This is a genomic window from Rhizobium sp. 16-488-2b, assembly GCF_017741815.1.
Taxonomy (GTDB): domain Bacteria; phylum Pseudomonadota; class Alphaproteobacteria; order Rhizobiales; family Rhizobiaceae; genus Rhizobium.
Genome location: NZ_JAGHMF010000001.1, coordinates 90950 through 115895, shown reverse-complemented (window position 1 = coordinate 115895; position 24946 = coordinate 90950). Strand labels below are relative to the sequence as shown.

The 24946-nt window shown below is 62.3% G+C and carries 24 protein-coding genes; 15 read left to right on the top strand and 9 right to left on the bottom strand.

Features of this window, described 5'->3' with window-relative positions; translation table 11 throughout:
- Nucleotides 1–418 precede the first annotated feature (418 nt).
- From hrpB to J5286_RS00470, 3 genes are all read left to right on the top strand, one after another.
- Nucleotides 419–2884 (top strand): ATP-dependent helicase HrpB, encoded by a 2466-nt coding sequence (hrpB, locus tag J5286_RS00480; protein WP_209188634.1) that lies wholly within the window; start codon nucleotides 419–421, stop codon nucleotides 2882–2884.
- Nucleotides 2885–2911: 27 nt separating this feature from the next.
- Complete coding sequence (locus tag J5286_RS00475; RefSeq protein WP_113011947.1) at nucleotides 2912–4222, top strand: ActS/PrrB/RegB family redox-sensitive histidine kinase; 1311 nt, start codon at nucleotides 2912–2914, stop codon at nucleotides 4220–4222.
- Between the two features lie 68 nt (nucleotides 4223–4290).
- The gene (locus tag J5286_RS00470) at nucleotides 4291–4866 is read left to right on the top strand and encodes an ActR/PrrA/RegA family redox response regulator transcription factor (RefSeq protein ID WP_209188633.1); all 576 of its coding nucleotides are present in this window, start codon (nucleotides 4291–4293) and stop codon (nucleotides 4864–4866) included.
- A gap of 277 nt (nucleotides 4867–5143) precedes the next feature.
- Here the strand turns inward: J5286_RS00470 and J5286_RS00465 are convergent, their stop codons facing one another.
- Nucleotides 5144–5638 carry an MmcB family DNA repair protein gene (locus J5286_RS00465; RefSeq protein WP_047509179.1) on the bottom strand — a complete coding sequence of 165 codons (495 nt, stop codon included), beginning with the start codon at nucleotides 5636–5638 and terminating at the stop codon, nucleotides 5144–5146.
- Nucleotides 5639–5819: 181 nt separating this feature from the next.
- Between J5286_RS00465 and J5286_RS00460 the strand changes: the two genes are divergently transcribed.
- A complete protein-coding gene (locus J5286_RS00460) occupies nucleotides 5820–6509 on the top strand; it encodes a L,D-transpeptidase (protein WP_018901167.1) in 690 nt (229 codons plus the stop codon).
- Nucleotides 6510–6587: 78 nt separating this feature from the next.
- Here J5286_RS00460 and J5286_RS00455 read toward each other — a convergent pair whose 3' ends face one another.
- The 5 genes from J5286_RS00455 to hslV all read right to left on the bottom strand — a co-directional run bounded on the left by J5286_RS00455 (nucleotide 6588) and on the right by hslV (nucleotide 13388).
- The gene (locus J5286_RS00455) at nucleotides 6588–8759 is read right to left on the bottom strand and encodes a malate synthase G (RefSeq protein WP_209188632.1); all 2172 of its coding nucleotides are present in this window, start codon (nucleotides 8757–8759) and stop codon (nucleotides 6588–6590) included.
- 98 nt (nucleotides 8760–8857) lie between these two features.
- Nucleotides 8858–10261, bottom strand: a complete 1404-nt coding sequence (locus J5286_RS00450) for a cytochrome P450 (protein WP_209188631.1) — start codon at nucleotides 10259–10261, stop codon at nucleotides 8858–8860.
- A 50-nt stretch (nucleotides 10262–10311) separates the two neighbouring features.
- Nucleotides 10312–11259: a DUF1402 family protein gene (locus J5286_RS00445; protein WP_209188630.1), complete on the bottom strand. Its 948-nt coding sequence runs from the start codon at nucleotides 11257–11259 to the stop codon at nucleotides 10312–10314.
- A gap of 218 nt (nucleotides 11260–11477) precedes the next feature.
- A complete protein-coding gene (gene hslU / locus J5286_RS00440) occupies nucleotides 11478–12788 on the bottom strand; it encodes an ATP-dependent protease ATPase subunit HslU (RefSeq protein WP_047509255.1) in 1311 nt (436 codons plus the stop codon).
- 75 nt (nucleotides 12789–12863) lie between these two features.
- Nucleotides 12864–13388: an ATP-dependent protease subunit HslV gene (gene hslV / locus J5286_RS00435; protein WP_018901162.1), complete on the bottom strand. Its 525-nt coding sequence runs from the start codon at nucleotides 13386–13388 to the stop codon at nucleotides 12864–12866.
- Between the two features lie 177 nt (nucleotides 13389–13565).
- Here hslV and hisB point away from each other — a divergent pair, with 177 nt between their 5' ends.
- The 7 genes from hisB to coaA are packed head-to-tail and all read left to right on the top strand — an operon-like array spanning nucleotide 13566 to nucleotide 18217.
- The gene (hisB, locus tag J5286_RS00430) at nucleotides 13566–14174 is read left to right on the top strand and encodes an imidazoleglycerol-phosphate dehydratase HisB (protein WP_018901161.1); all 609 of its coding nucleotides are present in this window, start codon (nucleotides 13566–13568) and stop codon (nucleotides 14172–14174) included.
- A 23-nt stretch (nucleotides 14175–14197) separates the two neighbouring features.
- Complete coding sequence (locus J5286_RS00425) at nucleotides 14198–14680, top strand: DUF2628 domain-containing protein (RefSeq protein ID WP_209188629.1); 483 nt, start codon at nucleotides 14198–14200, stop codon at nucleotides 14678–14680.
- Nucleotides 14680–15330 carry an imidazole glycerol phosphate synthase subunit HisH gene (gene hisH, locus J5286_RS00420; RefSeq protein WP_209188628.1) on the top strand — a complete coding sequence of 217 codons (651 nt, stop codon included), beginning with the start codon at nucleotides 14680–14682 and terminating at the stop codon, nucleotides 15328–15330. Before J5286_RS00425 ends, hisH begins: the two co-directional genes overlap by 1 nt.
- Nucleotides 15331–15356: 26 nt before the next feature.
- The gene (hisA, locus tag J5286_RS00415; protein WP_209188627.1) at nucleotides 15357–16106 is read left to right on the top strand and encodes a 1-(5-phosphoribosyl)-5-[(5-phosphoribosylamino)methylideneamino]imidazole-4-carboxamide isomerase; all 750 of its coding nucleotides are present in this window, start codon (nucleotides 15357–15359) and stop codon (nucleotides 16104–16106) included.
- Nucleotides 16103–16885, top strand: a complete 783-nt coding sequence (gene hisF, locus J5286_RS00410) for an imidazole glycerol phosphate synthase subunit HisF (RefSeq protein ID WP_209188626.1) — start codon at nucleotides 16103–16105, stop codon at nucleotides 16883–16885. Before hisA ends, hisF begins: the two co-directional genes overlap by 4 nt.
- Nucleotides 16886–16901: 16 nt before the next feature.
- The gene (locus J5286_RS00405; protein ID WP_112980349.1) at nucleotides 16902–17222 is read left to right on the top strand and encodes a phosphoribosyl-ATP diphosphatase; all 321 of its coding nucleotides are present in this window, start codon (nucleotides 16902–16904) and stop codon (nucleotides 17220–17222) included.
- On the top strand, nucleotides 17222–18217 hold the full coding sequence (gene coaA / locus J5286_RS00400; protein WP_209188625.1) for a type I pantothenate kinase: 996 nt from the start codon (nucleotides 17222–17224) through the stop codon (nucleotides 18215–18217). Before J5286_RS00405 ends, coaA begins: the two co-directional genes overlap by 1 nt.
- Here coaA and J5286_RS00395 read toward each other — a convergent pair.
- From J5286_RS00395 to J5286_RS00385, 3 genes are all read right to left on the bottom strand, one after another.
- The gene (locus J5286_RS00395) at nucleotides 18214–18825 is read right to left on the bottom strand and encodes an alpha-ketoglutarate-dependent dioxygenase AlkB family protein (RefSeq protein WP_209188624.1); all 612 of its coding nucleotides are present in this window, start codon (nucleotides 18823–18825) and stop codon (nucleotides 18214–18216) included. The genes coaA and J5286_RS00395 overlap by 4 nt on opposite strands.
- Nucleotides 18826–18841: 16 nt before the next feature.
- Nucleotides 18842–19276: an alternative ribosome rescue aminoacyl-tRNA hydrolase ArfB gene (gene arfB / locus J5286_RS00390; RefSeq protein ID WP_111562753.1), complete on the bottom strand. Its 435-nt coding sequence runs from the start codon at nucleotides 19274–19276 to the stop codon at nucleotides 18842–18844.
- 109 nt (nucleotides 19277–19385) lie between these two features.
- Nucleotides 19386–20996, bottom strand: coding sequence for a phosphoenolpyruvate carboxykinase (locus J5286_RS00385; RefSeq protein ID WP_209188623.1), 1611 nt, complete (start codon nucleotides 20994–20996; stop codon nucleotides 19386–19388).
- A gap of 342 nt (nucleotides 20997–21338) precedes the next feature.
- Between J5286_RS00385 and J5286_RS00380 the strand changes: the two genes are divergently transcribed.
- The 4 genes from J5286_RS00380 to J5286_RS00365 all read left to right on the top strand — a co-directional run bounded on the left by J5286_RS00380 (nucleotide 21339) and on the right by J5286_RS00365 (nucleotide 24938).
- Nucleotides 21339–22070: a response regulator transcription factor gene (locus tag J5286_RS00380; RefSeq protein ID WP_196809369.1), complete on the top strand. Its 732-nt coding sequence runs from the start codon at nucleotides 21339–21341 to the stop codon at nucleotides 22068–22070.
- A 76-nt stretch (nucleotides 22071–22146) separates the two neighbouring features.
- Nucleotides 22147–23934, top strand: coding sequence for a sensor histidine kinase (locus J5286_RS00375; RefSeq protein WP_026283476.1), 1788 nt, complete (start codon nucleotides 22147–22149; stop codon nucleotides 23932–23934).
- Nucleotides 23931–24383: an HPr kinase/phosphorylase gene (locus J5286_RS00370; RefSeq protein ID WP_209188622.1), complete on the top strand. Its 453-nt coding sequence runs from the start codon at nucleotides 23931–23933 to the stop codon at nucleotides 24381–24383. Before J5286_RS00375 ends, J5286_RS00370 begins: the two co-directional genes overlap by 4 nt.
- A gap of 153 nt (nucleotides 24384–24536) precedes the next feature.
- The gene (locus tag J5286_RS00365; RefSeq protein WP_018901148.1) at nucleotides 24537–24938 is read left to right on the top strand and encodes a PTS sugar transporter subunit IIA; all 402 of its coding nucleotides are present in this window, start codon (nucleotides 24537–24539) and stop codon (nucleotides 24936–24938) included.
- Nucleotides 24939–24946: the final 8 nt, after the last annotated feature.

Here is a 24946-nt window from a genome sequence, read left to right as displayed (position 1 = left end):
GGGACCAATCAGCATCGCAGCCAATTCAAGAAATCCAGAGCGAAAGTCACCGTCGCCAGCAGCGCCGCCGCCCTCGTTCTGTGAAGCGGCTTATAAGGCCCCAGAGCCAAACAAGTCAACAACCACACGCAAAGTTTTTTGACAGTTTTATAACACACTGATTCTGTTGGGGGAATTTCAACCACATCGGATAGGGGCCAGATTGGCTTTATGACAGCGCCGGCGTTTTTCGAGGCTAATCGCGCTGGAACAGCCCAAAACAGGCAATATTCGTCCTTCACGCCGCATCGAACCGGCGCAATCGGCGTCATCACCGGTTTGCCGAACCGCCCCCACCCTTTATAGAGTGCGCTTTATAGAGAGATGCGGGGCCGTTCCGCCCAGCCATATATATATAGACAGAGAGGACAGACGAGGCGTGATCGACCTGCGTGCCCTGCCGGAGCTCCCGGTCTCCCATGTTCTGCCCGAGATCGGCGCGGCGCTAACGACGGCGCGGCGCGCCGTGCTCTCGGCGCCGCCGGGGGCGGGCAAGACGACGCTGGTGCCGCTTCATCTTCTCAACGAGGCATGGCGCGGCGACGGCAGGATCATTCTGCTCGAACCACGACGTCTCGCGGCGCGCGCGGCGGCCGGCCGTATGGCGGCGCTGCTCAATGAGAGTGTCGGCGAGACCGTCGGCTATCGCATGCGGCTCGATACCAGGATCTCGGCGCGGACGCGGATCGAAGTGGTGACCGAGGGCGTGTTCGCGCGGATGATCCTCGACGATCCCGAGATCTCCGGCGTATCGGCGGTGATCTTCGACGAATTTCACGAGCGATCGCTCGACGCCGATTTCGGCCTGGCGCTGGCGCTCGACGTGCAATCGGCGCTGCGCGAGGATTTGCGGATCCTGGTCATGTCGGCGACGCTCGATGTGGCCGGCGTGGTGGCGCTGCTCGACAACCCGCCCTTGATCGAGAGCATGGGACGCAGCTTCCCGATCGATATTCGCTATCAGGACCGGCCGGGCGGCGAGCGGATCGAGGATACGATGACGCGGGCGATCATCGACGCGCACAAGACGGAGAGCGGATCGATCCTCGCCTTTTTGCCCGGACAGGCCGAAATCACCAGGACGGCCGAGCGGCTGCGGGAGCGGTTCGACGCGACCACCGTGATCGCGCCGCTTTATGGCAATCTCAGCCAGAAGGAACAGGACGCGGCGATCCGGCCGGCGCCGGCGGGGACCCGCAAGATCGTGCTGGCGACCTCGATCGCCGAGACCTCGATCACCATCGATGGCGTCCGGATCGTGATCGACAGCGGCTTGCAGCGTCTGCCGGTGTTCGAGGCATCGACAGGGATCACCCGGCTGGAGACTGTGAGGGTATCGCGGGCCTCGGCCGACCAGCGGGCCGGACGCGCCGGGCGAACCGAGCCCGGGATTGCCATCCGGCTCTGGCACCAGGGGCAGACGGCGGCGATGCCTGCCTTCACGCCGCCGCAGATCCTCTCGACCGATCTTTCCGGCCTCGTGCTCGATCTCGCTCACTGGGGCGTGCAGGACACGCGGGCGCTCGGCTTCATGGACCAGCCGCCGGAGACGACGCTGCTGGAGGCGCGCGCGCTGCTGCGCGAACTCGGCGCGCTCGACCGGGATGGCGGGCTGACGGCGCGCGGGCGGGAGATGCGCGACATGGCGCTTCCGCCGCGGCTGGCGGCGATGGTGCTCTCTTCGGGAGAGACCGGCCACGCCAGGGAGGCGGCGATGATGGCCGTGCTTCTGACGGAACAGGGGCTGGGCGGGACGAGCATCGATCTCGAGGACCGGTTGCGCCGGTTCAAATCCGAGCGCGGCGAGCGGGCCGAGGCGGCGCGGCAGCTGGCGGGACGGCTGGCGAAGGGGCGCGACAAAGTGGTGGCGCAGGAGCCGGGACTTGCCGGCCGGTTGCTTATTCACGCCTTTCCCGATCGCATCGCGCTGCAGCGCGGCGGGCGCGGGCGCTTCGTGATGGCCAATGGGCGTGGCGCCGAGATTGCCGAGACCGAACGGCTGGCGAGCAGCCCGATGCTTGTGATCGCCGACCTGACCGGCCGGGCGGCGCAGGCGCGGATTCTCGCAGCGGCCGAGGTGACGCGCGGCGATGTCGAGGCGGAGCTGCCGGGCGCGATCCGCACCGACGACCAGACTTTCTTCGACCGGCAAAGCAAACAGGTGCGCGCAAGACGGGCGACGCGGCTTGGCGCCATCGTTTTCGACGAGACGCCGCTGCCTCGGCCATCCGGCGAGGCCGTCACGCGGGCGCTGGCCGAGGGGATCAGGGAGATGGGGCTGGAGCAGCTGCCGTTTTCCAAGGAAGCGATGCAGCTGCGCGAGCGGATCGGCTTTCTTTATAGAAGCATCGGCGCGCCATGGCCCGACATGAGCGAGGCGGCGCTGCTCTCCCGCATGGACGACTGGTTCATTCCTTATCAGGCGGATGCGCGCGGGCTTTCCGACATTTCGGCGGGCGGGCTTTCGAACGGATTGATGGCGCTGGTGCCGCACGAGCTGCAGCGCGACCTTTCGCGGCTGGCCCCGACTCATTTCGAGGCGCCGACCGGGCAGCGGCATCCGATACAATATGACGGGGAAGAGCCGACGCTGACCATCCGGGTCCAGGAGCTGTTCGGGCTAAAGGCGCATCCTGCCATTGCCGGGGGGCGGCTTTCGCTGCTGCTCGAGCTGACATCGCCGGCGCATCGACCGATCCAGACGACGCGCGATCTTCCGGGGTTCTGGGCCGGGAGCTGGAAGGATGTACGCGCCGACATGCGCGGGCGCTATCCCCGGCATCCATGGCCGGAGCGGCCGGAGGAAGCGCTACCGACGACCCGGGCAAAACCACGAGGAACATGAGCCGCAATGCCGAGCAAGAATAAAGAAATGGCCGACAAGGTCGAAAGCATGCCCGAGGAAGACCGGCAGAGCAGCCGTCGGCTGAGGCTGGAGACGCTGGTGCGTTTGCGATGGCTTGCCGTCTGCGGGCAGACTGCCACGGTGCTGATCGTTGCGCTGTGGCTGCAATTTCCACTGCCGGTGCAGGCGTGCATCGCGCTGATCACGGCGCTGGCGATCGTGAACTTCTATCTGATGATCCGCTATCCTGCGACGCACCGCATCGACCCGGTGGCGGCGCTGGCGTTGCTCGGCTTCGATCTCCTGCAGCTCTGCGCGCTGCTCTTCATCACCGGCGGGCTGGTCAATCCGTTCGCGGTGCTGGTCTGCGTTCCCGTTATCATCGCCTTCGCGTCGCAGCCGATCCGCTACAGCATGCCGCTGATCGTGGTGGCGTTGGCCTGCATCACCATCCTGCCGTTCACGCCCTTCCCGCTTCCCTGGTTCGACGGGGCGGAGATCGACATTCCGAGCTTCATGCAGTTCGGGGTGTGGTGCGCGATCGCATCGACCATGACGTTTGCTGCCTTTTATGCTTATCGAGTCTCCATGGAAGGACGGCAGCTGGCCGAAGCTCTGGCAGCGACGGAGCTGGTGCTGCAGCGCGAGAAGCATCTGTCGCAGCTCGATGGCCTGGCCGCTGCGGCAGCACACGAGCTGGGAACGCCGCTCGCCACCATCAGCGTCGTTGCCAAGGAGATGGAGCGAGAGCTGAAGGATGACGATCGCTTTCGCGAGGATGTGCAGCTGCTGCGCAGCCAGAGCGAGCGCTGCCGCGATATCCTGCGCCGGCTGACGACACTCTCGGCCGAAGGCGATGCGCATCTGAGGCGGCTGCCGCTTTCCTCGATGATGGAAGAGATCGTGGCGCCGCATCGCGAATTCGGCATCAAGCTCAACCTCGTGGAAAAAGCGCCGCGCAAGGGCGAGCCGGTGACGGAGCGCAATGCCGGGATGATGTACGGGCTTGGCAATCTGGTTGAGAACGCCGTCGATTATGCCCGCCAGGAGGTGACTGTCACGGTGGAGCACGACCAGGAGCGCGTGCGCATCACGATCGAAGACGACGGCGAAGGCTATTCGCCCGATATCCTGCTCAGGATCGGCGAGCCCTATGTGACCAAGCGGCAGAAGGAGGACCGGGCCGGCGGACTGGGGCTCGGGCTGTTCATCGCCAAGACTCTGCTGGAACGCTCTGGCGCGGTGCTGACCTTCGAAAATCGAGGTCCTGACTATGTCGGCGCGCGCGTTCGCGTCGAATGGCCGCGCGTGCTGATCGATACGCATTCGACAAAATGAGCCGATGGGGCTAAAGAAAACGCAATGCAATAGGCCTATATCAGGCTGACAGCGCCAGGATTGAATAGATGAGCGAGCAGATTACCAACCCCTCCCCCGCCAGCGACGACTATATCGGCCCCGATGCGAGCCTCCTGATCGTCGATGACGACGGACCGTTCCTGCGCCGGTTGGCGCGCGCCATGGAGACGCGCGGCTTTCAGGTGGAGACTGCGGAATCGGTGGCGGAGGGTGTGGCCAAGTCCCACGCCAATCCGCCGAAATACGCGGTGCTCGACCTGCGGCTCGGCGATGGTAATGGCCTCGACGTCATCGAGGCGATCCGCCAGAAGCGCGACGATACCCGTATCGTTGTCCTCACCGGTTACGGCAATATCGCGACAGCGGTCACCGCGGTGAAGCTCGGCGCTGTCGACTATCTTGCCAAGCCGGCGGATGCCGACGATGTCTATGCGGCGCTGACGCAGCGCAGCGGCGAGAAGGTCGAACTGCCTGAGAACCCGATGTCAGCCGACCGGGTGCGCTGGGAGCATATCCAGCGTGTCTACGAGATCTGCGAACGCAATGTTTCGGAGACGGCGCGCCGGCTCAACATGCACCGCCGCACATTGCAGCGCATTCTCGCCAAGCGGGCGCCGAAGTAAATTCAAGCTAGAGCCTTTCCTGGTTAGATTGAAGCATTCTGTTGCCTCAAACGGAGTCGGATGGTCGTCCGGCCGGCGCGCGTCGTAGCCCACGCATACGGCCAAGCCGGCCGGACGATCAGGCGGCCCGTTTCAGGCAACCCGAAGGGCCGGGCATCTTTCCGCCAGGATCAAAGGCGATCGGCTCGACCGTACCTGGGGTATGCCCTTCGCCAATCGCCTTTGCCCTGAAGAAAACCTGCTCCGGCAGAATGCTTCAAGCTAACCAGGAAAGGCTCTAGATATCGTCGACGCCGAGCGGCTTGCCGGTGGCCCATTCGGCCATCAGCAGTCGCTGGGCGGCCGCGCGCGAAAAGTTCAGCGTGACGGATTTGCGGGTGGCGGGAGCCAGTCTATGTTCGGGCGCCTCGCGGATCATGTGGGCGCCATATCCATCCGAAAGAAACAGGCCGCAATCCTCCGGGAAGATATCGAGCGGCACATCCTTGTGTGTGGCGAAGAACAGCCGGTCGCAATGCAGGCGATATTCCGGCCATTTGCGATCCACCCTGAAGTCTTCGATCGAGGTCTTGATCTCGATGATCCAGATCTCGCCCTTGTCCGAGACGGTGATCAGATCGGCGCGCCGGCCGCTTGCGAGTGGCAGTTCCGGCAGGACGGCATGACGCATCTCGTGAAGTAGAATCTGAGTCCCGCGACGCACGAGCATGGCCCTGTCCGATTGTCGGCCATCGATTAACGGATTGTTATTGTAAACACTCAAAATCGTCATGGATAAGTTGGGGTCCAGCGCCCGCGTTGTTGCAAAAAAACCATGCGGTTCTAGTTTGCCATTGCGTAATTGCTCCGCCGCACTGCAACAGCTTGCCAAGGCGAAGTTAATCGAAAATAAACCATAATCTAAGATGGTTCGAAAGAACGATCCTCCCTTGCCCCATTCTTAAGAGACATCCATGCGCATCCGCAATGCACTTCCTGTATTCGGCCTGATGGCGACGCTCGCTCTGGCCGGTTGCTCCACGACTTCCGAGAGCGCCTCTGTCGAAAACAAGGCTGCCATGCCGGGTCCGACCGTCCAGACCGCGCAGATCTTCGACGACGCTTACGGCGTCACCACGGATGCCGGATATTCGCTGCCGGCGATCCCGATCCAGAAGGTCAAGCCGCAGTTCCACAGGCAGGTTGTCTCCTACGAAACCACAGAACGTCCGGGCACGATCATCGTCAATACCCGCGAACGCTTCCTCTACTACATCATGCCCGGCGGCAAGGCGATGCGCTACGGCATCGGCGTCGGCAAGCAGGGCTTCGCATGGGCCGGCACCGCATACGTCGCCTGGAAGCAGGAATGGCCGAACTGGCATCCCCCGAAGGAAATGGCCGTTCGCCGTCCCGAGATCGCCAAGTACGTCGAAGACGGCATGGGCCCTGGCCTTTCCAACCCGCTCGGCGCGCGCGCCATGTACCTCTTCAACGAAGAAGGCAAGGACACGCTGTTCCGCCTGCACGGCACGCCGGAATGGGCTTCGATCGGCACTGCCGCTTCTTCGGGCTGCATTCGTTTGATCAACCAGGACGTCATCGACCTCTACAGCCGCGTCCGTCCGGGCAAGACGACCTCCAAGGTCATCGTCATCCAGTAAGCTGGACCTGAAATTCGTTATAAAAAAGGCCGCCGGGACATTCGCTCCGGCGGCCTTTTTGTATCTGCTGTGTGGGGATCAGGCCGCTTGCGCGGCCTTCAACTCCAGGCGACGGCGGTGCAGGACCGGCTCGGTATAGCCGTTCGGCTGCGCCCTGCCCTTCAACACCAGTTCGAGAGCGGCCTGGAAGGCGATCGAACGGTCGAAATCTTTGGCCATCGGGTGATAGGCCGCGTCACCGGCGTTCTGGCCATCGACCACGGCGGCCATGCGCTTCATCGTTTCGACGATCTGCGCTTCGGTGACGACCTTGTGGTGCAGCCAGTTCGCCATGTGCTGCGCCGAGATGCGCAACGTCGCGCGGTCTTCCATCAGGCCGACATTGTTGATGTCCGGAACCTTGGAGCAGCCGACGCCCTGATCGACCCAGCGCACGACGTACCCCAGAATCCCCTGCGCGTTGTTGTCGAGTTCGCGCTGGATTTCCTCGGGCGTCCAGTTCGGACGGACGGCGACGGGCACGGACAGGATATCGCTCAGCTTGGCGCGCGGGCGATCCTTCAGGCCGCGCTGGACATTGGCGACGTTGACGCGGTGATAATGCGTGGCGTGCAGCGTCGCGGCCGTCGGCGACGGGACCCAGGCTGTGTTGGCGCCGGCCTTCGGATGGGCGATCTTCTGTTCCAGCATGGCCGCCATCAGATCCGGCATGGCCCACATGCCCTTGCCGATCTGCGCATGGCCGGAAAGGCCGCATTCGAGACCGATATCGACGTTCCAGTTCTCGTAAGCCGCGATCCAGGCGGCCTGCTTCATGTCGCCCTTGCGGATCATCGGCCCCGCTTCCATCGAGGTGTGCATCTCGTCGCCGGTGCGATCAAGGAAGCCGGTGTTGATGAAGACGACGCGCTCGCGGGCTGCGCGAATGCATTCCTTGAGGTTGACGGTGGTGCGGCGCTCCTCATCCATGATGCCCATCTTCATGGTGTTTTTCGCCATGCCGAGCGCATCCTCGACGCGGCCGAAGATCTCGACGGCGAAGGCGACTTCCTCGGGGCCGTGCATCTTCGGCTTGACGACATACATGGAGCCGGTGCGCGAATTCTTGCGGCGACCATTCGGGCCGATATCGTAGAGCGCGATGGCGGCTGTGATCATCGCGTCCATGATGCCCTCGGGCACCTCATTGCCATCGCGATCAAGGATAGCCGGATTCGTCATGAGGTGGCCGACGTTTCGGATCAGCATCAGAGATCGGCGATGAACCTCGAAGCTGGCTCCACCAGGGCCGGTATAATCGAGATCGGGATTGAGCTTGCGGATGAAGCTCTTGCCGTTCTTCACGACCTCTTCCTGCAGATCGCCCTTCATCAGGCCGAGCCAGTTGCGATAGACCTCGGTCTTGTCCTCGGCATCGACGGCGGCAATGGAATCCTCGCAGTCCATGATCGTGGTGATCGCGGATTCGAGCCAGACATCCGAAATGTGGGCGGCGTCGCTCTTGCCGATCTCTGTCGAGGCATTGATGACGATGTCGATATGGATGCCGTTGTTCTTCAGGAGGATGTTGCTCGGAGCCGCTGCATCGCCTCGGTAGCCGGCGAAATGCGAGGCATCCTTCAGCGCGACATGCTCGCCGTCGGTTGAGGAGATGGCGAGCGCGCCATCCTTGATCACGAGACCGGCGACGTCCTTCCAGCTCCAATCGACAAGCGGAACGGCGTTATCGAGAAAATCGCGCACCCAGGCGATGACCTTTTCGCCGCGCTTCGGATTGTAGCCCTTGCCCTTTTCGGCGCCATCGGCCTCGGAAATCGCGTCGGTGCCGTAGAGCGCGTCGTAGAGCGAGCCCCAGCGGGCGTTGGCGGCGTTCAGCGCGTAGCGGGCGTTCATGACCGGAACGACCAGCTGCGGGCCGGCGATGGAGGCGATCTCCGGATCGACATTGGTCGTGGTGACCTGGAAATCGGAGCCCTCGGGAAGGAGATAGCCGATCTCGCGCAGGAAGGCCTGATAGGCGTCCATATCGGTCGGCGCACCGTGCTGGCGATACCAATCATCGATGCGCAGTTGCAGGGCGTCGCGCTTGGCAAGAAGTTCGCGGTTTTTCGGCGCCAGATCGTGGACGATGGCCGAGAAGTCGGCAAAGAACTTGTCCGCATCGAGCCCAAGACCGGGAAGCGCCTCCTTGATCAGGAAATCATGAAGGACGGCTTCAATCGCAAGACCGTGTTTTTCGATGCGGCTCATAGACTATCTCCTCGGGCGGCGCGTTTTTCGCATGCTGCCACTTTGACCGGCTTTCATTCATAGTCAATCAGGCAATAGTTTGAAAGATTTATGCCTTTTCAGGCAAGAACTCTCGGCGTGACGCGCATCGGCAGGCCGTTCTGCGGCTGGGTGGTGAGTTTCTGCACCGGCCAAGGATTGGTCTCATCGGTCATGTCGAAGCGGAAGCGGTGCATCATGACAGCAAGCGCGATCACCGCCTCCTGCAGCGCGAAGGTGGCGCCGATGCAGACGCGCGGGCCTGCGCCGAAGGGGAGGAACTGGAAGCGGCTGATCTTGGCGCGGTTTTCGGGCAGGAAGCGCTCCGGCATGTAGGCGCGGGGCTTGTCCCAATAGAGTTCGTGGCGATGCAGCGTCCAGGGCATGATCAGCACAGTGACGCCGGCCTCGATCTCAACGGTCTCGCCCTTGGCATTCGTCCAGCGATCATCCGATATCGCGGCGCGGTTGATCGACGGGGCCGGCGGATAGAGGCGCAAAGCCTCTTCGAAGGCGGCGCGGGTATAGGGCATGAGATCGAGCCACTTCACCGGCTCGGCGCCCGTCGCCAGCACGCGGTCGATCTCTTCCTCCATCGCGTCGCGGATATGCGGCGTGTTGGCGACGCAATAGAGCGTCCAGGCCAGCGCCCGGGCCGTGGTTTCGTGGCCGGCGCCGATGAAGGTGAGGATATTGTCCTCGATCTCGGCATTGGTGAGCCCGCCCGACTTTGCCTGGTCGAGCAACAGCGTCAGGAAATCCTCGGGCGTCGTGTCGCGGTCCGCTTCCATGCGGGCCAAGCGGGCATCCATGGTTTCGCGGACGATGGTGCGGAATTTCTCCAGCACCTTCTGGCCGCCGATGCGGGTGACGCGAGGGACCCAGGTGGGGGCGCGCAACAGGTCCATCGGATCGACGCGGCCCATGCGATGCAGGAGCGCGTTGACGTCGTCGGCGAAGCTGTCGGAGGAGGTGACGATCTCGCCGGAAAACAAGGTGTCGGCGAGGATGGCGAAGGTGAGTTCGGCCATGTCGCTGGCGATCTCGAAGGTCTTTCCGTCGCTGCCGGCTTCTTCGTACTTACTGATGTATTCTTCCGACTGGCGCAGCATCTGGCCGGCGAAGCCATTGGCGTGGCGCGGCGTGAAGACAGGGGCGACGGCCTTGCGCGAGCGCTTCCAGACCTCGCCTTCCGCTGTCAGCAGACCATCACGCAGGATGGGCCGCAGGATCAGCTGGCGGATATCCGACATGCGGTAATTGGCGGCGTTATCGACCAGCACATGCTTGATCAGGCCGGGATCGTTGACGATGATCGTGCTTTCGCGGAAGAACTTCGTCTTGATGAAGGGCAGCGTGTAAGAGGGCTCGCCCCACAGCTCCAGCGGATTGCGCAGGATGGTGCGGATGATCTCAAGCCGGCTCGGCGGCACGGTGCGCGGGATGGGCGCTGGCGGAACGAACGGATTTGGACGCATGTCCATCGGATACTGGCCTTTCGCGGAAGATTGCCCTCCCCGGCAAGGCTAAAAAACTAGAGCAGGCGCTCCAGCTCGTCCAGCTTGTCGTTGATCAACCATCCGTAATAGTTTTCTTCCGGCCAGACCGTTTCGCCCGACGCGCGGTTCTTGGCGGCGAGCGCCGCGGCGCGCTGGCGGGAATTGCCGAGATTGTAGAGCGTTGCCGTCAGGCCCGGGTTCTTGGAGATATCCATGCCGGCGATCTGCTTGTAATCGTCGATCGAGCGGCGCACGGCGGCGGCCACGAAGGCCAACGAGATATCCGGGTCCATGATCGCCTTGTAGACGCTGCCAGCATCCTTCTCGTTGAGCTTGTTGATATCGGAGACCCGGCTGACGAGGTCGGAGAGCATCAGGGCGGTCAACGGGTTGATCTGGCCGAGGCCAAAAGTCTGGCCGGCGTAGAAGGGCTGGAAGAAGACGGCGCTGAAGCGGTTGTTCGGGAAGCTCTTGCCACCGACCGTCTTGCCACGGAAATCGCTTTCCCAGACATCCTCGCGGCAGCTCCACAGCGTGTAGGAATCGCTCTTGCCGTTGCACTCGGCAAATTGCGGGCGCTTAACGAAGTCGTCCACATCCTCGCCGTCATAGGCGAAGCGGAAGCTCTGGCCGGCGTAGGACGCGGCCTTGACGTAATAAGACTGCAAACGGTCGTAGGCGTCGACATTATAGGTGTGCTCGCCGACGATGGCGCCGATGACGTGGATCGGGTCGATGCCATAGGCGGCCGAGACCTTCTTGATCTTGCCCATCAGCTCGCGATCCGTCGCCAGGAGTTCGTGGACCTTGTCGTACTTGCGATCGAAAGTGGTCTTGGTGCCCTTGGTGCGGCGGACCGATGCGCCGGGAACATTCGGCTGCTCGACGTTGCGATTGCCCGGAGGCACGAGCTGCATGGAAAAAGCGGGCGCGGCGGTCAAGACCGTGGCGGCGATTACAAGGCTCGTCAGAAGGCGTCGCACGATCAGCTTTCCCATCATTTCCAATAGAGGCATTTCCGGTATCGGTCGGCATTTCCAGCTTGGCTGGCGCGCTGACTGTACCAAAATCTTGGCCGAATAATGCTGGCGCCAACAACAAAACGGGCCTTTCACTAAAAAGTAAAAGGCCCGTTGTCGAGAGTTCAGTCGGTCAAAGTTGCGGTATCACGCCAGTAAAGGCCGAGACCGGTGTTTGCGCATCACAGAATGAAGCGCGAGAGATCGGTGTTCTGAGCGAGATCACCGACATGCTTGCGCACATATTCGGCGTCGATGGTCACGGCGGTGCCGCCGCGATCCGGTGCGTTGAAGGAGATTTCGTCCAGCACGCGCTCCATCACCGTCTGCAGGCGGCGGGCGCCGATGTTTTCGACCGAGGCGTTCAGGTGAACGGCCACGTCGGCCAGCGCATCGATGCCGTCATCGGTGAATTCCAGCGTCAGGCCTTCGGTTTCCATCAGCGCTTTGTACTGGCGGATGAGGCTGGCTTCGGTTTCCGTCAGGATGCGGCGGAAGTCTTCCTTGGTCAGCGGGCGCAGTTCGACGCGGATCGGCAGGCGGCCCTGCAATTCCGGCAGCAGGTCCGACGGCTTGGAGACGTGGAAGGCGCCCGATGCAATGAACAAGACGTGGTCGGTCTTCACCGGCCCGTACTTGGTCGACACGGTCGTGCCTTCGACCAGCGGCAGCAGGTCGCGCTGCACGCCTTCGCGAGAGACGCCCGCCCCCATGCCGCCATCGCGGGCGGCGATCTTGTCGATTTCGTCGAGGAAGACGATGCCGTCGTTTTCGACGGAGCGCACGGCCTCGCGCTGGATGACTTCATTGTCGATCAGCTTGTCGGATTCGTCGCGGATCAGGTCGGTGTAGGAGGCCTTGACGGTGGTGCGCACCTTCTTGGTGCGGCCGCCCATGGCCTTGCCGAACATTTCCGACAGGTTGATCATGCCGATATTGCCGCCGCCGGGCATGCCGGGGATGTCGAAGCCGCCCATGCCGGTGCTGGTGTCGGCCACTTCGATATCGATTTCCTTGTCGTCGAGTTCACCGGCGCGCAGCTTCTTGCGGAAACTGTCGCGCGTGGCCGGCGAGGCCGTCGATCCGACGAGCGCGTCGAGCACGCGTTCCTCAGCGCTCATATGAGCCTTGGCCTCGACCTCGGCGCGCTTCTTTTCGCGCGCAAGGCCGATACCGACCTCGACCAGATCGCGGACGATCTGCTCGACGTCGCGGCCAACATAGCCGACTTCGGTGAACTTGGTGGCTTCGACCTTGATGAAGGGGGCGCCGGCGAGCTTGGCGAGGCGGCGGGAGATTTCCGTCTTGCCGACGCCGGTCGGGCCGATCATCAGGATGTTCTTGGGCATCACTTCGTCGCGCAGGCTCTCATCGAGCTGCTGGCGGCGCCAGCGGTTGCGCAGCGCGATGGCGACGGCGCGCTTGGCGTCATGCTGGCCGATGATGTGGCGGTCCAGCTCGGAGACGATTTCCCGGGGAGAAAAGTTGGTCATGATATCCTCTTGGCTTTCCTGCTCCGGCCGGCCGTTCGCGGCCCGGCCCACAGGACCCATTGTGAACGATTGCCGTTATTCGGCGTCGAGCGTTTCGACCACGAGATTGTGGTTGGTGTAGACGCAGATATCGGCGGCGATATCGAGCGCCCGGCGGGCCACTTCTTCGGCCGACTTGTCGCTGTCCATCAGGGCGCGGGCGGCGGCGAAGGCGTAGTTGCCGCCAGAGCCGATGGCGATGGCGCCATGTTCGGGCTCGAGCACGTCGCCGTTGCCGGTGATCGCCAGCGTCACCGACTTGTCGGCGACCAGCATCATGGCTTCGAGATTGCGCAGATACTTGTCGGTGCGCCAATCCTTGGCGAGCTCGACGGCAGCGCGCATCAGCTGGCCGGGATATTGCTCGAGCTTCTTTTCAAGCCGCTCCAAGAGCGTGAAGGCATCCGCGGTGGCGCCGGCGAAACCGGCAATGACGTCGCCCTTGCCGATGCGGCGCACCTTGCGGGCATTGCCCTTCATGACGGTCTGGCCGAGGCTGACCTGTCCGTCGCCCGCCATGATGACCTTGCCGCCCTTTCGAACTGTAATAATGGTTGTCATCGAATATACCCTAGCCCGTCAGGCGGGCCCTTACCTCGGGCCGCACATCGGCCCTGTTGAGCCCTATGTAAGTTGGCGAATGCCGATTGCAATTGGCTTCGATTTCTCGACCCGCGCTTCTGGATATTTCCCGGCACGCCTGATAAGGAACCCGCGTATTTCCGGAGGGAGCGCCATATGGCCGAGACCGCAGCAAGCCGTACGGGATCCGTATCCCGCAAGACCAACGAGACCTCGGTTTCCGTTTCCGTCAATCTCGACGGCACCGGGAAATCGACGATTTCGACCGGCGTCGGCTTCTTCGACCATATGCTCGACCAACTGTCACGACATTCGCTGATCGACATGGAGATCGAGACCAAGGGCGATCTGCACGTCGACGACCACCATGCGGTGGAAGACACGGGCATCGCCATCGGCCAGGCCATCGCCAAGGCGCTCGGCGACCGTCGCGGCATCACCCGCTACGCCTCGATCGATCTTGCCATGGACGAGACGATGACCAAGGCTGCCGTCGATCTCTCCGGCCGCCCCTTCCTCGTCTGGAACGTGTCATTCAGCGCGCCGAAGATCGGCACGTTCGACACCGAACTCGTCCGCGAATTCTTCCAGGCTCTTGCCCAGAACGCCGGGATCACCTTGCATATCCTGAACCACTATGGTGCCAACAACCACCATATTGCCGAGACATGCTTCAAGGCCGTCGCCCGCGCGCTGCGCACGGCGACAGAGATCGATCCTAGGCAGGCGGGCCGTGTACCCTCGACGAAGGGCACGCTCGTCTAAGCCCCTTGAGGGAGCTTGACGACATGAGTTCCAGCTATCTGGTTCTGACCGCCCCTGGCGGCACCGATATCAAGCACGAGAAGACGCGCTTCATTCGCGACGGCTTTACCGTGCTAGGCTTCCTGTTTCCCTGGATCTGGCTCGCCGTTCACCGGCTGTGGCTCTACGCCGTTGCCGCCTTTCTGCTGCAGAGCATCGGCGGCGCGCTGATGGATCAACCGGGAATGTGGCTGGTCGGCTTTGCCGTGACGTTCGGCACCAGCCTTCTTGTCGGGCTCGAAGGGCAGAACCTGCGGGTTCGCAACCTTGCCGCAAAGGGCTGGCAGGACGAAGCGCTGATCTCGGCCGATCGGCTCGATGTCGCCGAGGAAATCTACTTTTCTGAAATTCAGACCGATCTCCGTGACGACACGCGTATGCCGTCGCCGCAGTGGGATGGCGGCAGCCGCACGGATCGCGGCACCGCAACATCCCTCGGTCTCTTTGGCTTTTATGGAGGACGCTGATGCGCGTCGCAATTATCGACTACGGTTCCGGCAATCTGCGTTCGGCGACGAAGGCCTTTGAGCGGGCTGCTCGCGAGGCCGGCGTTGACGCAGTGATCGACCTCACCGACAAGGCTGACGTCGTTGCCGCCGCCGATCGCGTCGTGCTGCCGGGTGTCGGCGCTTATGCCGATTGTCGCCGCGGATTGGATGCCGTGCCGGGGATGACCGAGGCGCTGATCGACGTGGTCGAGAAGAAGGCGCGGCCCTTCCTCGGCATCTGCGTCGGCATGCAGCTGATGTCCTCGCGCGGGCTGGAGAAGACCACGACCGAGGGTCTCGGCTGGATTCCCGGTGACGTCGTTGAAATGACGCCTGATGATCCCAATCTGAAGATACCGCAGATCGGCTGGAACACGCTGGACCTGAAGCGCCCTCACCCGCTGTTCGAGGGTATTGTGACCGGTGCCGAGGGGCTGCATGCCTATTTCGTGCATTCCTACCATCTGGCCGCCCAGAACCCCGAGGATGTAATCGCGACCACCGGCTACGGCGGACCGCTGACGGCCTTTGTCGGCCGCGACAACGTGGCGGGCGCGCAGTTCCATCCGGAGAAGAGCCAGAAGCTCGGCCTCGCCCTGATTGCCAATTTCCTGCGCTGGAAGCCCTGAGCTCGCGCCTTTGAAGGACTGACAGAATGATCCTCTTTCCCGCCATCGACCTCAAGGACGGCCAGTGCGTTCGCCTCAAGCTGGGCGATATGGAACAGGCAACCGTCTACAATCCCGACCCCGGCGCGCAGGCCAAGGCTTTCGAGGACCAGGGTTTCGAATGGCTGCACGTGGTTGATCTCAACGGTGCCTTTGCCGGCGAGAGCGTCAATGGCGCTGCCGTCGATGCGATCCTGAAGGCCACGAAGAACCCGGTGCAGCTCGGCGGCGGTATCCGCACGCTCGATCATATCGAAAGCTGGCTTTCCCGCGGGCTGTCGCGGGTGATCCTGGGCACTGTTGCCGTGCGCGATCCTGCGCTGGTGATCGAAGCCTGCAAGAATTTTCCCGGCCATGTGGCCGTCGGCATCGACGCCAAGGGCGGCAAGGTGGCTGTCGAGGGCTGGGCCGAGGCCTCCGAGCTCGGCATCATCGAGCTGGCTAAAAAATTCGAGGGCGCCGGTGTGGCGGCGATCATCTATACCGACATCGACCGCGACGGCATCCTGACCGGGATCAACTGGGATTCGACGCTGGAACTGGCGGACGCCGTCTCGATCCCCGTCATCGCATCGGGCGGACTGGCCTCGATCGACGACATCAAGCGGATGCTGAAGCCTGACGCCGCGAAGCTCGAAGGCGCAATTTCCGGCCGGGCGCTCTATGACGGCCGTATCGATCCCAAGGAAGCGCTGGCGCTGATTGCGGCGTCGCGCGCGAAGGAGACCGCGCAATGACCCTGAAGGCTCGCGTCATTCCCTGCCTCGACGTCAAGGACGGCCGTGTCGTCAAGGGCGTCAACTTCCTCAACCTCGTCGATGCCGGCGATCCCGTCGAGGCCGCCAAGGCCTATGACGCGGCCGGCGCCGACGAGCTCTGCTTCCTCGACATCACCGCCTCTTCCGACAACCGCGAAACGATCTTCGATGTGGTGTCGCGCACGGCCGACCAGTGCTTCATGCCTGTTACCGTCGGTGGCGGCGTTCGCACGATCGCAGACATTCGCAAGCTGCTTCTTTGCGGTGCCGACAAGGTGTCGATCAATTCGGCCGCCGTCAGCAATCCCGACTTCGTTGCGGAAGCAGCCGACAAGTTCGGCGACCAGTGCATCGTCGTCTCGATCGACGCCAAGCGGCGGCTGACGCCTGCCGGCGGCGAGGCCAGCGCCTGGGAGATCTACACGCATGGCGGCCGCAACGCGACGGGCATCGATGCGGTGGATTTCGGGCGCCGGATGGTCGAGCGCGGGGCCGGCGAATTGCTGGTGACTTCGATGGACCGCGACGGAACGAAAGCCGGCTACGATCTGGCGCTGACGCGGGCGATTGCGGACGCCGTGCGCGTTCCCGTCATCGCATCCGGCGGTGTGGGCGACCTCGACGATCTCGTGGCCGGCGTGAAGGAAGGCCATGCGACGGCAGTCCTCGCCGCCTCGATCTTCCACTTCGGTACCTATTCCGTCGGCGAAGCGAAGCGCTATATGTCTTCGTGCGGCATCGACATGCGTCTCGACTGAGACTGAAAGCGATATGATGAGCGAATTCACACTCAGCGACCTCGAAAAGATCGTCGACGCGCGGTCAAAAGCTTCGCCCGAGGAATCTTGGACGGCGAAGCTCGTTGCGGCCGGCCAGCCCAAGGCGGCGAAGAAGCTTGGCGAGGAAGCGATCGAAGCCGTGATGGCCGCCGTCACCGACGACCGCGAAAACCTCACCTACGAGGCGGCCGACGTGCTCTATCATCTCTTGGTCGTATTGAAGATCGCCGGTATTCCGCTACAAGATGTCATGGCGGAACTTGAGCGCCGCACCGCTCAATCCGGCCTCAGGGAGAAGGCCAGTCGGCAAAGCTGATGGGTATCGCAAGACAGATCACCGGTGCGCCCGAGGCGCACGATCATTTCCAGGCGAATGCTTATTCGCCCTATCACTTCTTTTCATCCGAGGAATGGGCGAAGTTCAGGGCGGATACGCCGATGACGCTGACCTCGGACGAGGTCAAGCGGCTGCGCTCGATGGGCGACCCGATCGACCTCGACGAAGTCCGGCGCATCTATCTCTCGGTGTCGCGCCTGCTTTCGGCGCATGTGGAATCGTCGCTGCTCCTGTTCAAGCAGCGCAACCGGTTCCTGAGCCTGTCGAACGTGGCGAAGACACCCTTCGTGATAGGGATCGCCGGCTCGGTGGCGGTGGGGAAATCGACGACCGCGCGTATTCTGAAAGAGCTTCTGCGCCGCTGGCCGTCGAGCCCGAAGGTGGATCTGGTCACCACGGACGGCTTTCTCTATCCCAACGCCGTTCTGCAGCGGGAAAACCTGATGCAGCGCAAGGGTTTCCCCGAGAGTTACGACACGGGTGCGATCCTGCGGTTTCTGGCGGCGATCAAGGCCGGGCAGCCGGACGTCAAGGCGCCGTCCTACTCGCACCTCGTCTATGACGTGCTGCCGAACGAATACAAGATCATCGACCGGCCCGACATCCTGATCTTCGAAGGGATCAACGTGCTGCAATCGCGCGACCTGCCGGCGGGCGGCAAGATCGTGCCGATGGTCTCGGACTTCTTCGACTTCTCGATCTATATCGACGCGGACGAAAGCCGGATTCACGACTGGTACGTGACCCGCTTCATGGGTCTGCGTGAGACGGCGTTCCGCGATCCGAACTCCTTCTTCCACCGCTATGCCTCGATCAGCGAGGAGAAAGCGCTTTCGATCGCCGAGGGGCTTTGGCAGAACATCAACCTGAAGAACCTGCGCGAAAACATCCTGCCGACGCGCCCGCGCGCCGATCTGATCCTGCGCAAGGGGCAGAATCACCTGATCGAGCAGGTGGCGCTGCGCAAGCTTTAAGGGTTCACGCGCCGAAGCGTCAGATTGATGCGGCCGCCATTTTTCAAAAGCGTGGACGTTGACGGATAGATTCGGTCAACGCCGTGGAAGCACAGACGCCCCTGCCCGCCGAGAATGACAACGTCGCCGCTTGAGAGCTTGAAGGACATGGTCTTGTCCGTTCGCTCGAGCCCGCCGACGCGAAAGAGGCAGGTGTTGCCGAGCGAGATCGACACGACGGGTGCCGAGAAGTCCTGCTCGTCCTTGTCCTGATGCAGGCCCATCTTGGCGTCATCCGAATAGAAATTGATGAGGCAGGCTTCCGGCGGCTTGTCGTAGCCCGAGACATCATTCCAGATATCAAGCAATTCGCCGGGAATTGCCGGCCAGAGTTTTCCCGTGGCCGGATGGGTCGGCTGGTAGCGGTAGCCGCGTTCCTTATCGGTGACCCAGCCGAGCGCGCCGCAATTGGTCATGCGCACAGACATGGGCTTGCCGGTGCCGGGCATCACTGGTGTGTAGAGCGGCGCCTGCGTGACGATGCTGCGAATGATCTCAACCAGCGCTTCCTGGCGGGGGCGACTCAGATAATCAGGGCTGTGGCGAATGCCGTTCGGCAGCTGCAGCATCAATGCCCTCCCCTGACTACTCGCCGCTCGGGCGGCTGCGCATCTTCTTGACGTCGGAGCGGCCGGATTTGGCCTTCAGCCGGCGTTCGACGGAGCCCTTGGTCGGCTTGGTCTTCTTGCGCGGCGGCGGCGGTGGCTTGGCGGCCTCGAGGATCAGTTCTTTCAACCGCTCGCGCGCATCCTCGCGGTTGCGTTCCTGGCTGCGGAAACGGCTCGCCTCGATCATCAGCACGCCTTCCTTGGACATGCGACGGCCCGCCAGTTTCACGGCGTTGATCTTGACCCGCTCGTTCAGCGCCGGGGAATTCTGGATGTTGAAGAACAGCTGGACTGATGTCGAGACCTTGTTGACGTTCTGCCCGCCGGGACCGCCCGCCAGAACGAACTGTTCCGTCAGTTCCCATCCCGCGATGGTGATCCTGTCGTTGATATAGAGCGGGTCGCTGGCCATGTGATGTCTATCTCACATCGTCTCCCGCTTGGAAAGGCGCTTCAAAACGCGCAAAACCCGACCTTTCCGGGCCGGGTTTCACGTGAATCATCAATCAGTTGTCGCTGATTTACTCAGCGGCCACCCGAAAACCCGGGGCCGCATCGCGCACTCCGCCGTCGACGTGACCTTCGAACTTGGCGAAATTGTCGATGAACATCGTCACCAGCTTGTTCGCCTGCGCGTCATAGGCGGCAGCGTCGGCCCAGGTCGAGCGCGGATCGAGAATGCCGCTTTCAACGCCCGCAACCGCAACCGGAACGGCGAAGCCGAAGTTCGGATCGGCGCGGAAATCGGCCTTGCTGAGTTCGCCCGAGAGGGCGGCTGCGAGCAGCGCGCGCGTCGCCTTGATCGGCATGCGCTTACCGGTGCCATAAGCGCCGCCGGTCCAGCCGGTGTTGACGAGCCAGCATTCGACGCCGTGGCGGCCGATCAGCTCCTTCAGCAGATTGCCGTATTCCGACGGGTGACGGGGCATGAACGGGGCGCCGAAGCAGGTCGAGAAGGTGGCTTCCGGCTCGGTCACGCCGCGTTCCGTGCCGGCCACCTTGGCGGTGTAGCCGGACAGGAAGTGGTACATGGCCTGATCCGGCGTCAGCTTGGCGATCGGCGGCATGACACCGAAAGCATCGGCCGTCAGCATGATGATCGTCTTCGGATGGCCGGCGCGGCCGGTTTCCGAGGCGTTCGGGATGAAATCAAGCGGATAGGCGCAGCGGGTGTTTTCCGTGAGCGAACCATCGTTGAAGTCAGGAATGCGGTTTTCATCGAGCACGACGTTTTCAAGCACGGTGCCGAAACGCTGCGTCGTGGCGTAGATTTCCGGCTCGGCTTCGGCCGAGAGGCGGATGGTCTTGGCGTAGCAGCCACCCTCGAAATTGAAGATGCCGTCCTCGCCCCAGCCGTGCTCGTCGTCGCCGATCAGCGTGCGGGCCGGATCGGCCGAAAGCGTCGTCTTGCCGGTGCCCGACAGGCCGAAGAAGACCGCGGCATCGCCATCTGGGCCGACATTGGCCGAGCAGTGCATGGGCATGACGCCCTTGGCCGGCAGCAGATAGTTCAGCGCGGTGAAGACCGACTTCTTCATTTCACCGGCGTAGAAGGTGCCGGCGATCAGGATTTCGCCGTTGGTCAGGTCGCAGGCGATGACGGTTTCGGTGCGGCAGCCGTAGCGCTCCGGATCGGCCTTGAAGGTCGGCAGGTCGATGATCGTGAGCTTCGGCCCAAAGCTTTCCAGCGTGGAACGCTCCGGCCGGATCAGCAGGTTGCGGATGAACAGCGAGTGCCAGGCAAGCTCGGTAACGACGCGGGTCGGCAGCGCATTCGCCTCATCGGCACCGCCGATCAGGTCCTGCACGAAGAGCTCCTTGCCGGCGGCATGCGCCAGCATGTCCTGCTTCAACAGCGCGAAATGCTCCGGCGACATGGGCTTGTTATTGTCCCACCAGATCTGGCCATCGGTATTCGCGTCGCGGACGACGAACTTGTCCTTGGGCGAGCGGCCAGTGTGCTGGCCGGTCAATGCCCGCAAGGCGCCGTGAGCGGTGAGTTCGGCTTCTCCCCGGCGAATCGACTCTTCATAGAGGGAGGCGGCGGTGAAGTTATAACGGACGCTCTTCGCGCCTGCAAAACCTGCCGTCGCCAGCTCTATCGCTGGGTTGTGTGTACCGAACTGCTCCATGGTCATTTCCTTCCCTTGGGGCTCAACGCCGTTAAGAACTAGGCGCGAACCTACGGACAGGATTTTTAAAGCGCAAGTGGCATAAATCGATATTATTTAATGATATCAGTTATTTAATCGATTTAAATTTCTGACGTTTATTTTAAATCGTTTGAACTGACTTGGCGTAGTCGATTTCACCGCACGACTTTCGGTTGTCTTCAAAAATTACCGATCGCCCCACCCTTTATCTTTGCCACAATTTGTTCCACCTTTATCCCCATAAGCGCATCCGGTTCATATGGCCGCCTGGGGACCTTCAAAAAACCTGGAGACGCGCATTAGATGACGGAGACGAATACAATGCCGACAATCGCGCTCGTTGATGACGACCGTAACATCCTGACCTCGGTGTCGATCGCGCTTGAGGCCGAAGGATACAAGGTCGAGACCTATACGGATGGCGCCTCGGCCCTTGACGGTCTTCTCGCCCGCCCGCCGCATCTGGCGATCTTCGATATCAAGATGCCGCGCATGGACGGAATGGAACTGCTGCGCCGTCTGCGCCAGAAATCCGACATGCCGGTGATTTTCCTCACCTCCAAGGATGAAGAGATCGACGAACTCTTCGGCCTGAAGATGGGCGCCGACGACTTCATCACCAAGCCGTTCTCGCAGCGACTGCTGGTGGAACGCGTGCGCGCCGTCCTGCGCCGCGCCGCCGGACGCGAAGCCGCGGCAGCGGCCGCGACCGGTGCAGCACCAAAGCCCGGTGCCGCACAGCTTGCGCGTTCGCTCGAGCGTGGCCAGCTTGTCATGGACCAGGAACGCCACACCTGCACCTGGAAGAGCGAGCCGGTGACGCTGACGGTGACCGAATTCCTGATTCTGCATTCGCTGGCGCAGCGCCCCGGCGTCGTGAAAAGCCGTGACGCGCTGATGGATGCGGCCTATGACGAGCAGGTCTATGTCGACGACCGCACCATCGACAGCCACATCAAGCGGCTGCGCAAGAAATTCAAGATGGTCGACAACGACTTTGATATGATTGAAACGCTCTACGGAGTGGGATACCGCTTCCGCGAAGCAGCCTGACGCCTAAGGGCGCGGCGGATAAGAGTATATGAGAGCCGGCGCCGCGGACGCGGCCCGCTCTTCGAAAGGGCTGTCGTTGGCACAGTTGGTGCAGGAGAAGGATCTGGATGACGCAGACGGCGTAGGCCGACGCGTCAGGGGACGACGCTGGTCGCATCCCTTCACGATCATTCGCCGTATCTTCGGCAACGCCGTCTTTTCCAGCCTGACGCGCCGCATCCTCTTCTTCAATCTCGCGGCACTCGTCGTTCTCGTCGGCGGCATTCTCTATCTCAACCAGTTTCGCGAGGGGCTGATCGACGCCCGCGTCGAGAGCCTTTTGACGCAGGGCGAGATCATCGCCGGCGCCGTCTCGGCTTCGGCCTCGGTCGATACCAACTCGATCACCATCGATCCCGAAAAGTTGCTTGAGCTGCAGGCTGGCCAGAGCATCACCCCGGTTCCGAATGACGAGGACCTGGAATTCCCGATCGATCCGGAAAAGGTCGCCCCGGTACTGCGCCGCCTGATCTCTCCGACCCGCACGCGCGCCCGCATCTTCGATGCCGATGCGAACCTGTTGCTCGATTCGCGCCATCTCTACTCGCGTGGCCAGGTGCTGCGCTTCGACCTGCCGCCGGTTGCCGATGAGGAGCAGACCTGGGGCGAGTGGTTCACGACGATCTTCAACAAGGTTTTGCAGCCGGGCAACCTGCCGCTTTACAAGGAAGCGCCGGGTGGCGACGGCTCGATCTATCCTGAAGTCATGAACGCGCTGACCGGTGTGCGCGGCGCTGTGGTGCGCACCACGGAGAAGGGCGAACTGATCGTCTCCGTCGCCGTACCGATCCAGCGTTTTCGTGCCGTGCTCGGCGTGTTGCTGCTATCGACGCAGGCCGGCGATATCGACAACATCGTTCATGCCGAGCGTCTCGGCATCATGCGCGTCTTCGGCGTCGCGACACTGGTCAACGTGCTCCTGTCGCTGGTGCTTTCGTCGACGATCGCCAATCCGCTGCGCCGCCTTTCGGCTGCGGCGATCCGCGTGCGTCGCGGCTCCAAGGAGCGCGAGGAAATCCCCGACTTCTCGGTTCGCCAGGACGAGATCGGCAACCTGTCGATCGCGTTGCGCGACATGACGACCGCGCTCTACGACCGGATCGATGCGATCGAGAGTTTCGCGGCCGACGTCAGCCACGAGTTGAAAAACCCGCTGACCTCGCTGCGTAGCGCCGTCGAGACGCTGCCGCTGGCGAAATCGGACGATTCCAAGAAGCGGCTGATGGATGTCATTCAACACGACGTGCGCCGCCTCGACCGCCTGATCAGCGATATCTCCGATGCTTCACGCCTCGATGCCGAGCTTGCGCGCGTCGATGCCGGATCGGTGGATCTCGAAGTTCTGCTTCGTGACCTCGTGGAAATCTCGCGGCAGATCCGCAACCGCAAGAAGGAAGTGCAGATCGAATTCGCGATCGAGCGCAAGCCCGGCGTGAAGACCCGCTTCCTCGTCAATGGGCACGACCTGCGCATCGGCCAGATCGTCACCAACCTGATCGAGAACGCGCGCTCCTTCGTCTCCGACCAAGACGGGAAAATCACCGTTCGTCTGGTGCGCACGCGTTCGCGCTGCATCGTCTATATCGAGGATAACGGCCCCGGCATTCAGGCGGAGAATATCGACCGCATCTTCGAACGCTTCTATACCGACCGGCCGGAATCCGAAGGTTTTGGGCAGAATTCCGGCCTCGGCCTGTCGATCAGCCGCCAGATCGCCGAAGCGCATGGCGGCTCGCTGCGGGCCGAAAACATCATCGACGCCGAGACTGAAGAAGTGGTCGGCGCCCGCTTCACGCTTGCGCTTCCAGCAGATCCCAACGCATGACCACGGCCCCGGTCAATATTCACGCGACGGCGATCGTCGTCGGTAAGACCGGGCTTCTCTTCATGGGGCCATCGGGCTGGGGCAAGTCGATGCTCGCCTTTGCGTGTCTTACCGAGGCCCAGCGGATCGGGGTCGATGCCGCGCTGGTCGCAGACGATCAGGTGATGATCTCGGCTCGGGATAACGCGGTCATCGCGGCCTGCCCGTCCTCCATACAAGGGATGATCGAGCTGCGCGGAACCGGCATCGTCCGCCTCTCCTTTATCCAGGAAGCGCCCATGCATTATGCGGTTCTTCCCGGGCACGTTACGGGGGAAGACCGGGTGCCGCCGGAGGGCGAGACGACCGCGGTTTCAACAGGTATCACACTGCCCGTCATTCGGTTGCTGGCTAATGTGCCGCTTCCACTGGCGGTATTGATGGCCAAAGCACCCGAAATAGGGCGCTAATGCCCACGAAACCGGCAGCTGGCGCGCGAAACCGTGCATTTTTGTCTTGCCATTCGGCTTTTCATAGCCAAGATGTGCCCCCACGGTGGACGCGATTGCTGCATTGCGATATTGGGCCTACCGTTTGCATACGCCATTGGGAGCAGTAGTATCATGATCGGACTTGTGCTTGTCACTCACGGCAAGCTGGCTGAAGAGTTTCGTCATGCGGTCGAACATGTTGTCGGTCCTCAGAAATTCATCGAGACGGTCTGTATCGGCCCCGAAGACGACATGGATCAGCGACGCCAGGATATTCTGGGCGCTGTTGCAAACGCCGATGACGGCCATGGCGTGGTCATCCTGACCGACATGTTCGGTGGTACCCCTTCCAATCTGGCGATCTCCGTGATGAGCAGCGGACATACCGAAGTGATTGCCGGCATGAACCTTCCAATGCTGATCAAGCTTGCCGGCGTGCGCGGCGAAGACAATATGGAAAAGGCGCTCGCCGAGGCATCCGAAGCCGGCCGCAAGTACATCAATGTCGCCAGCCGCGTCTTGAGCGGCAAGTAAAGAGCCCC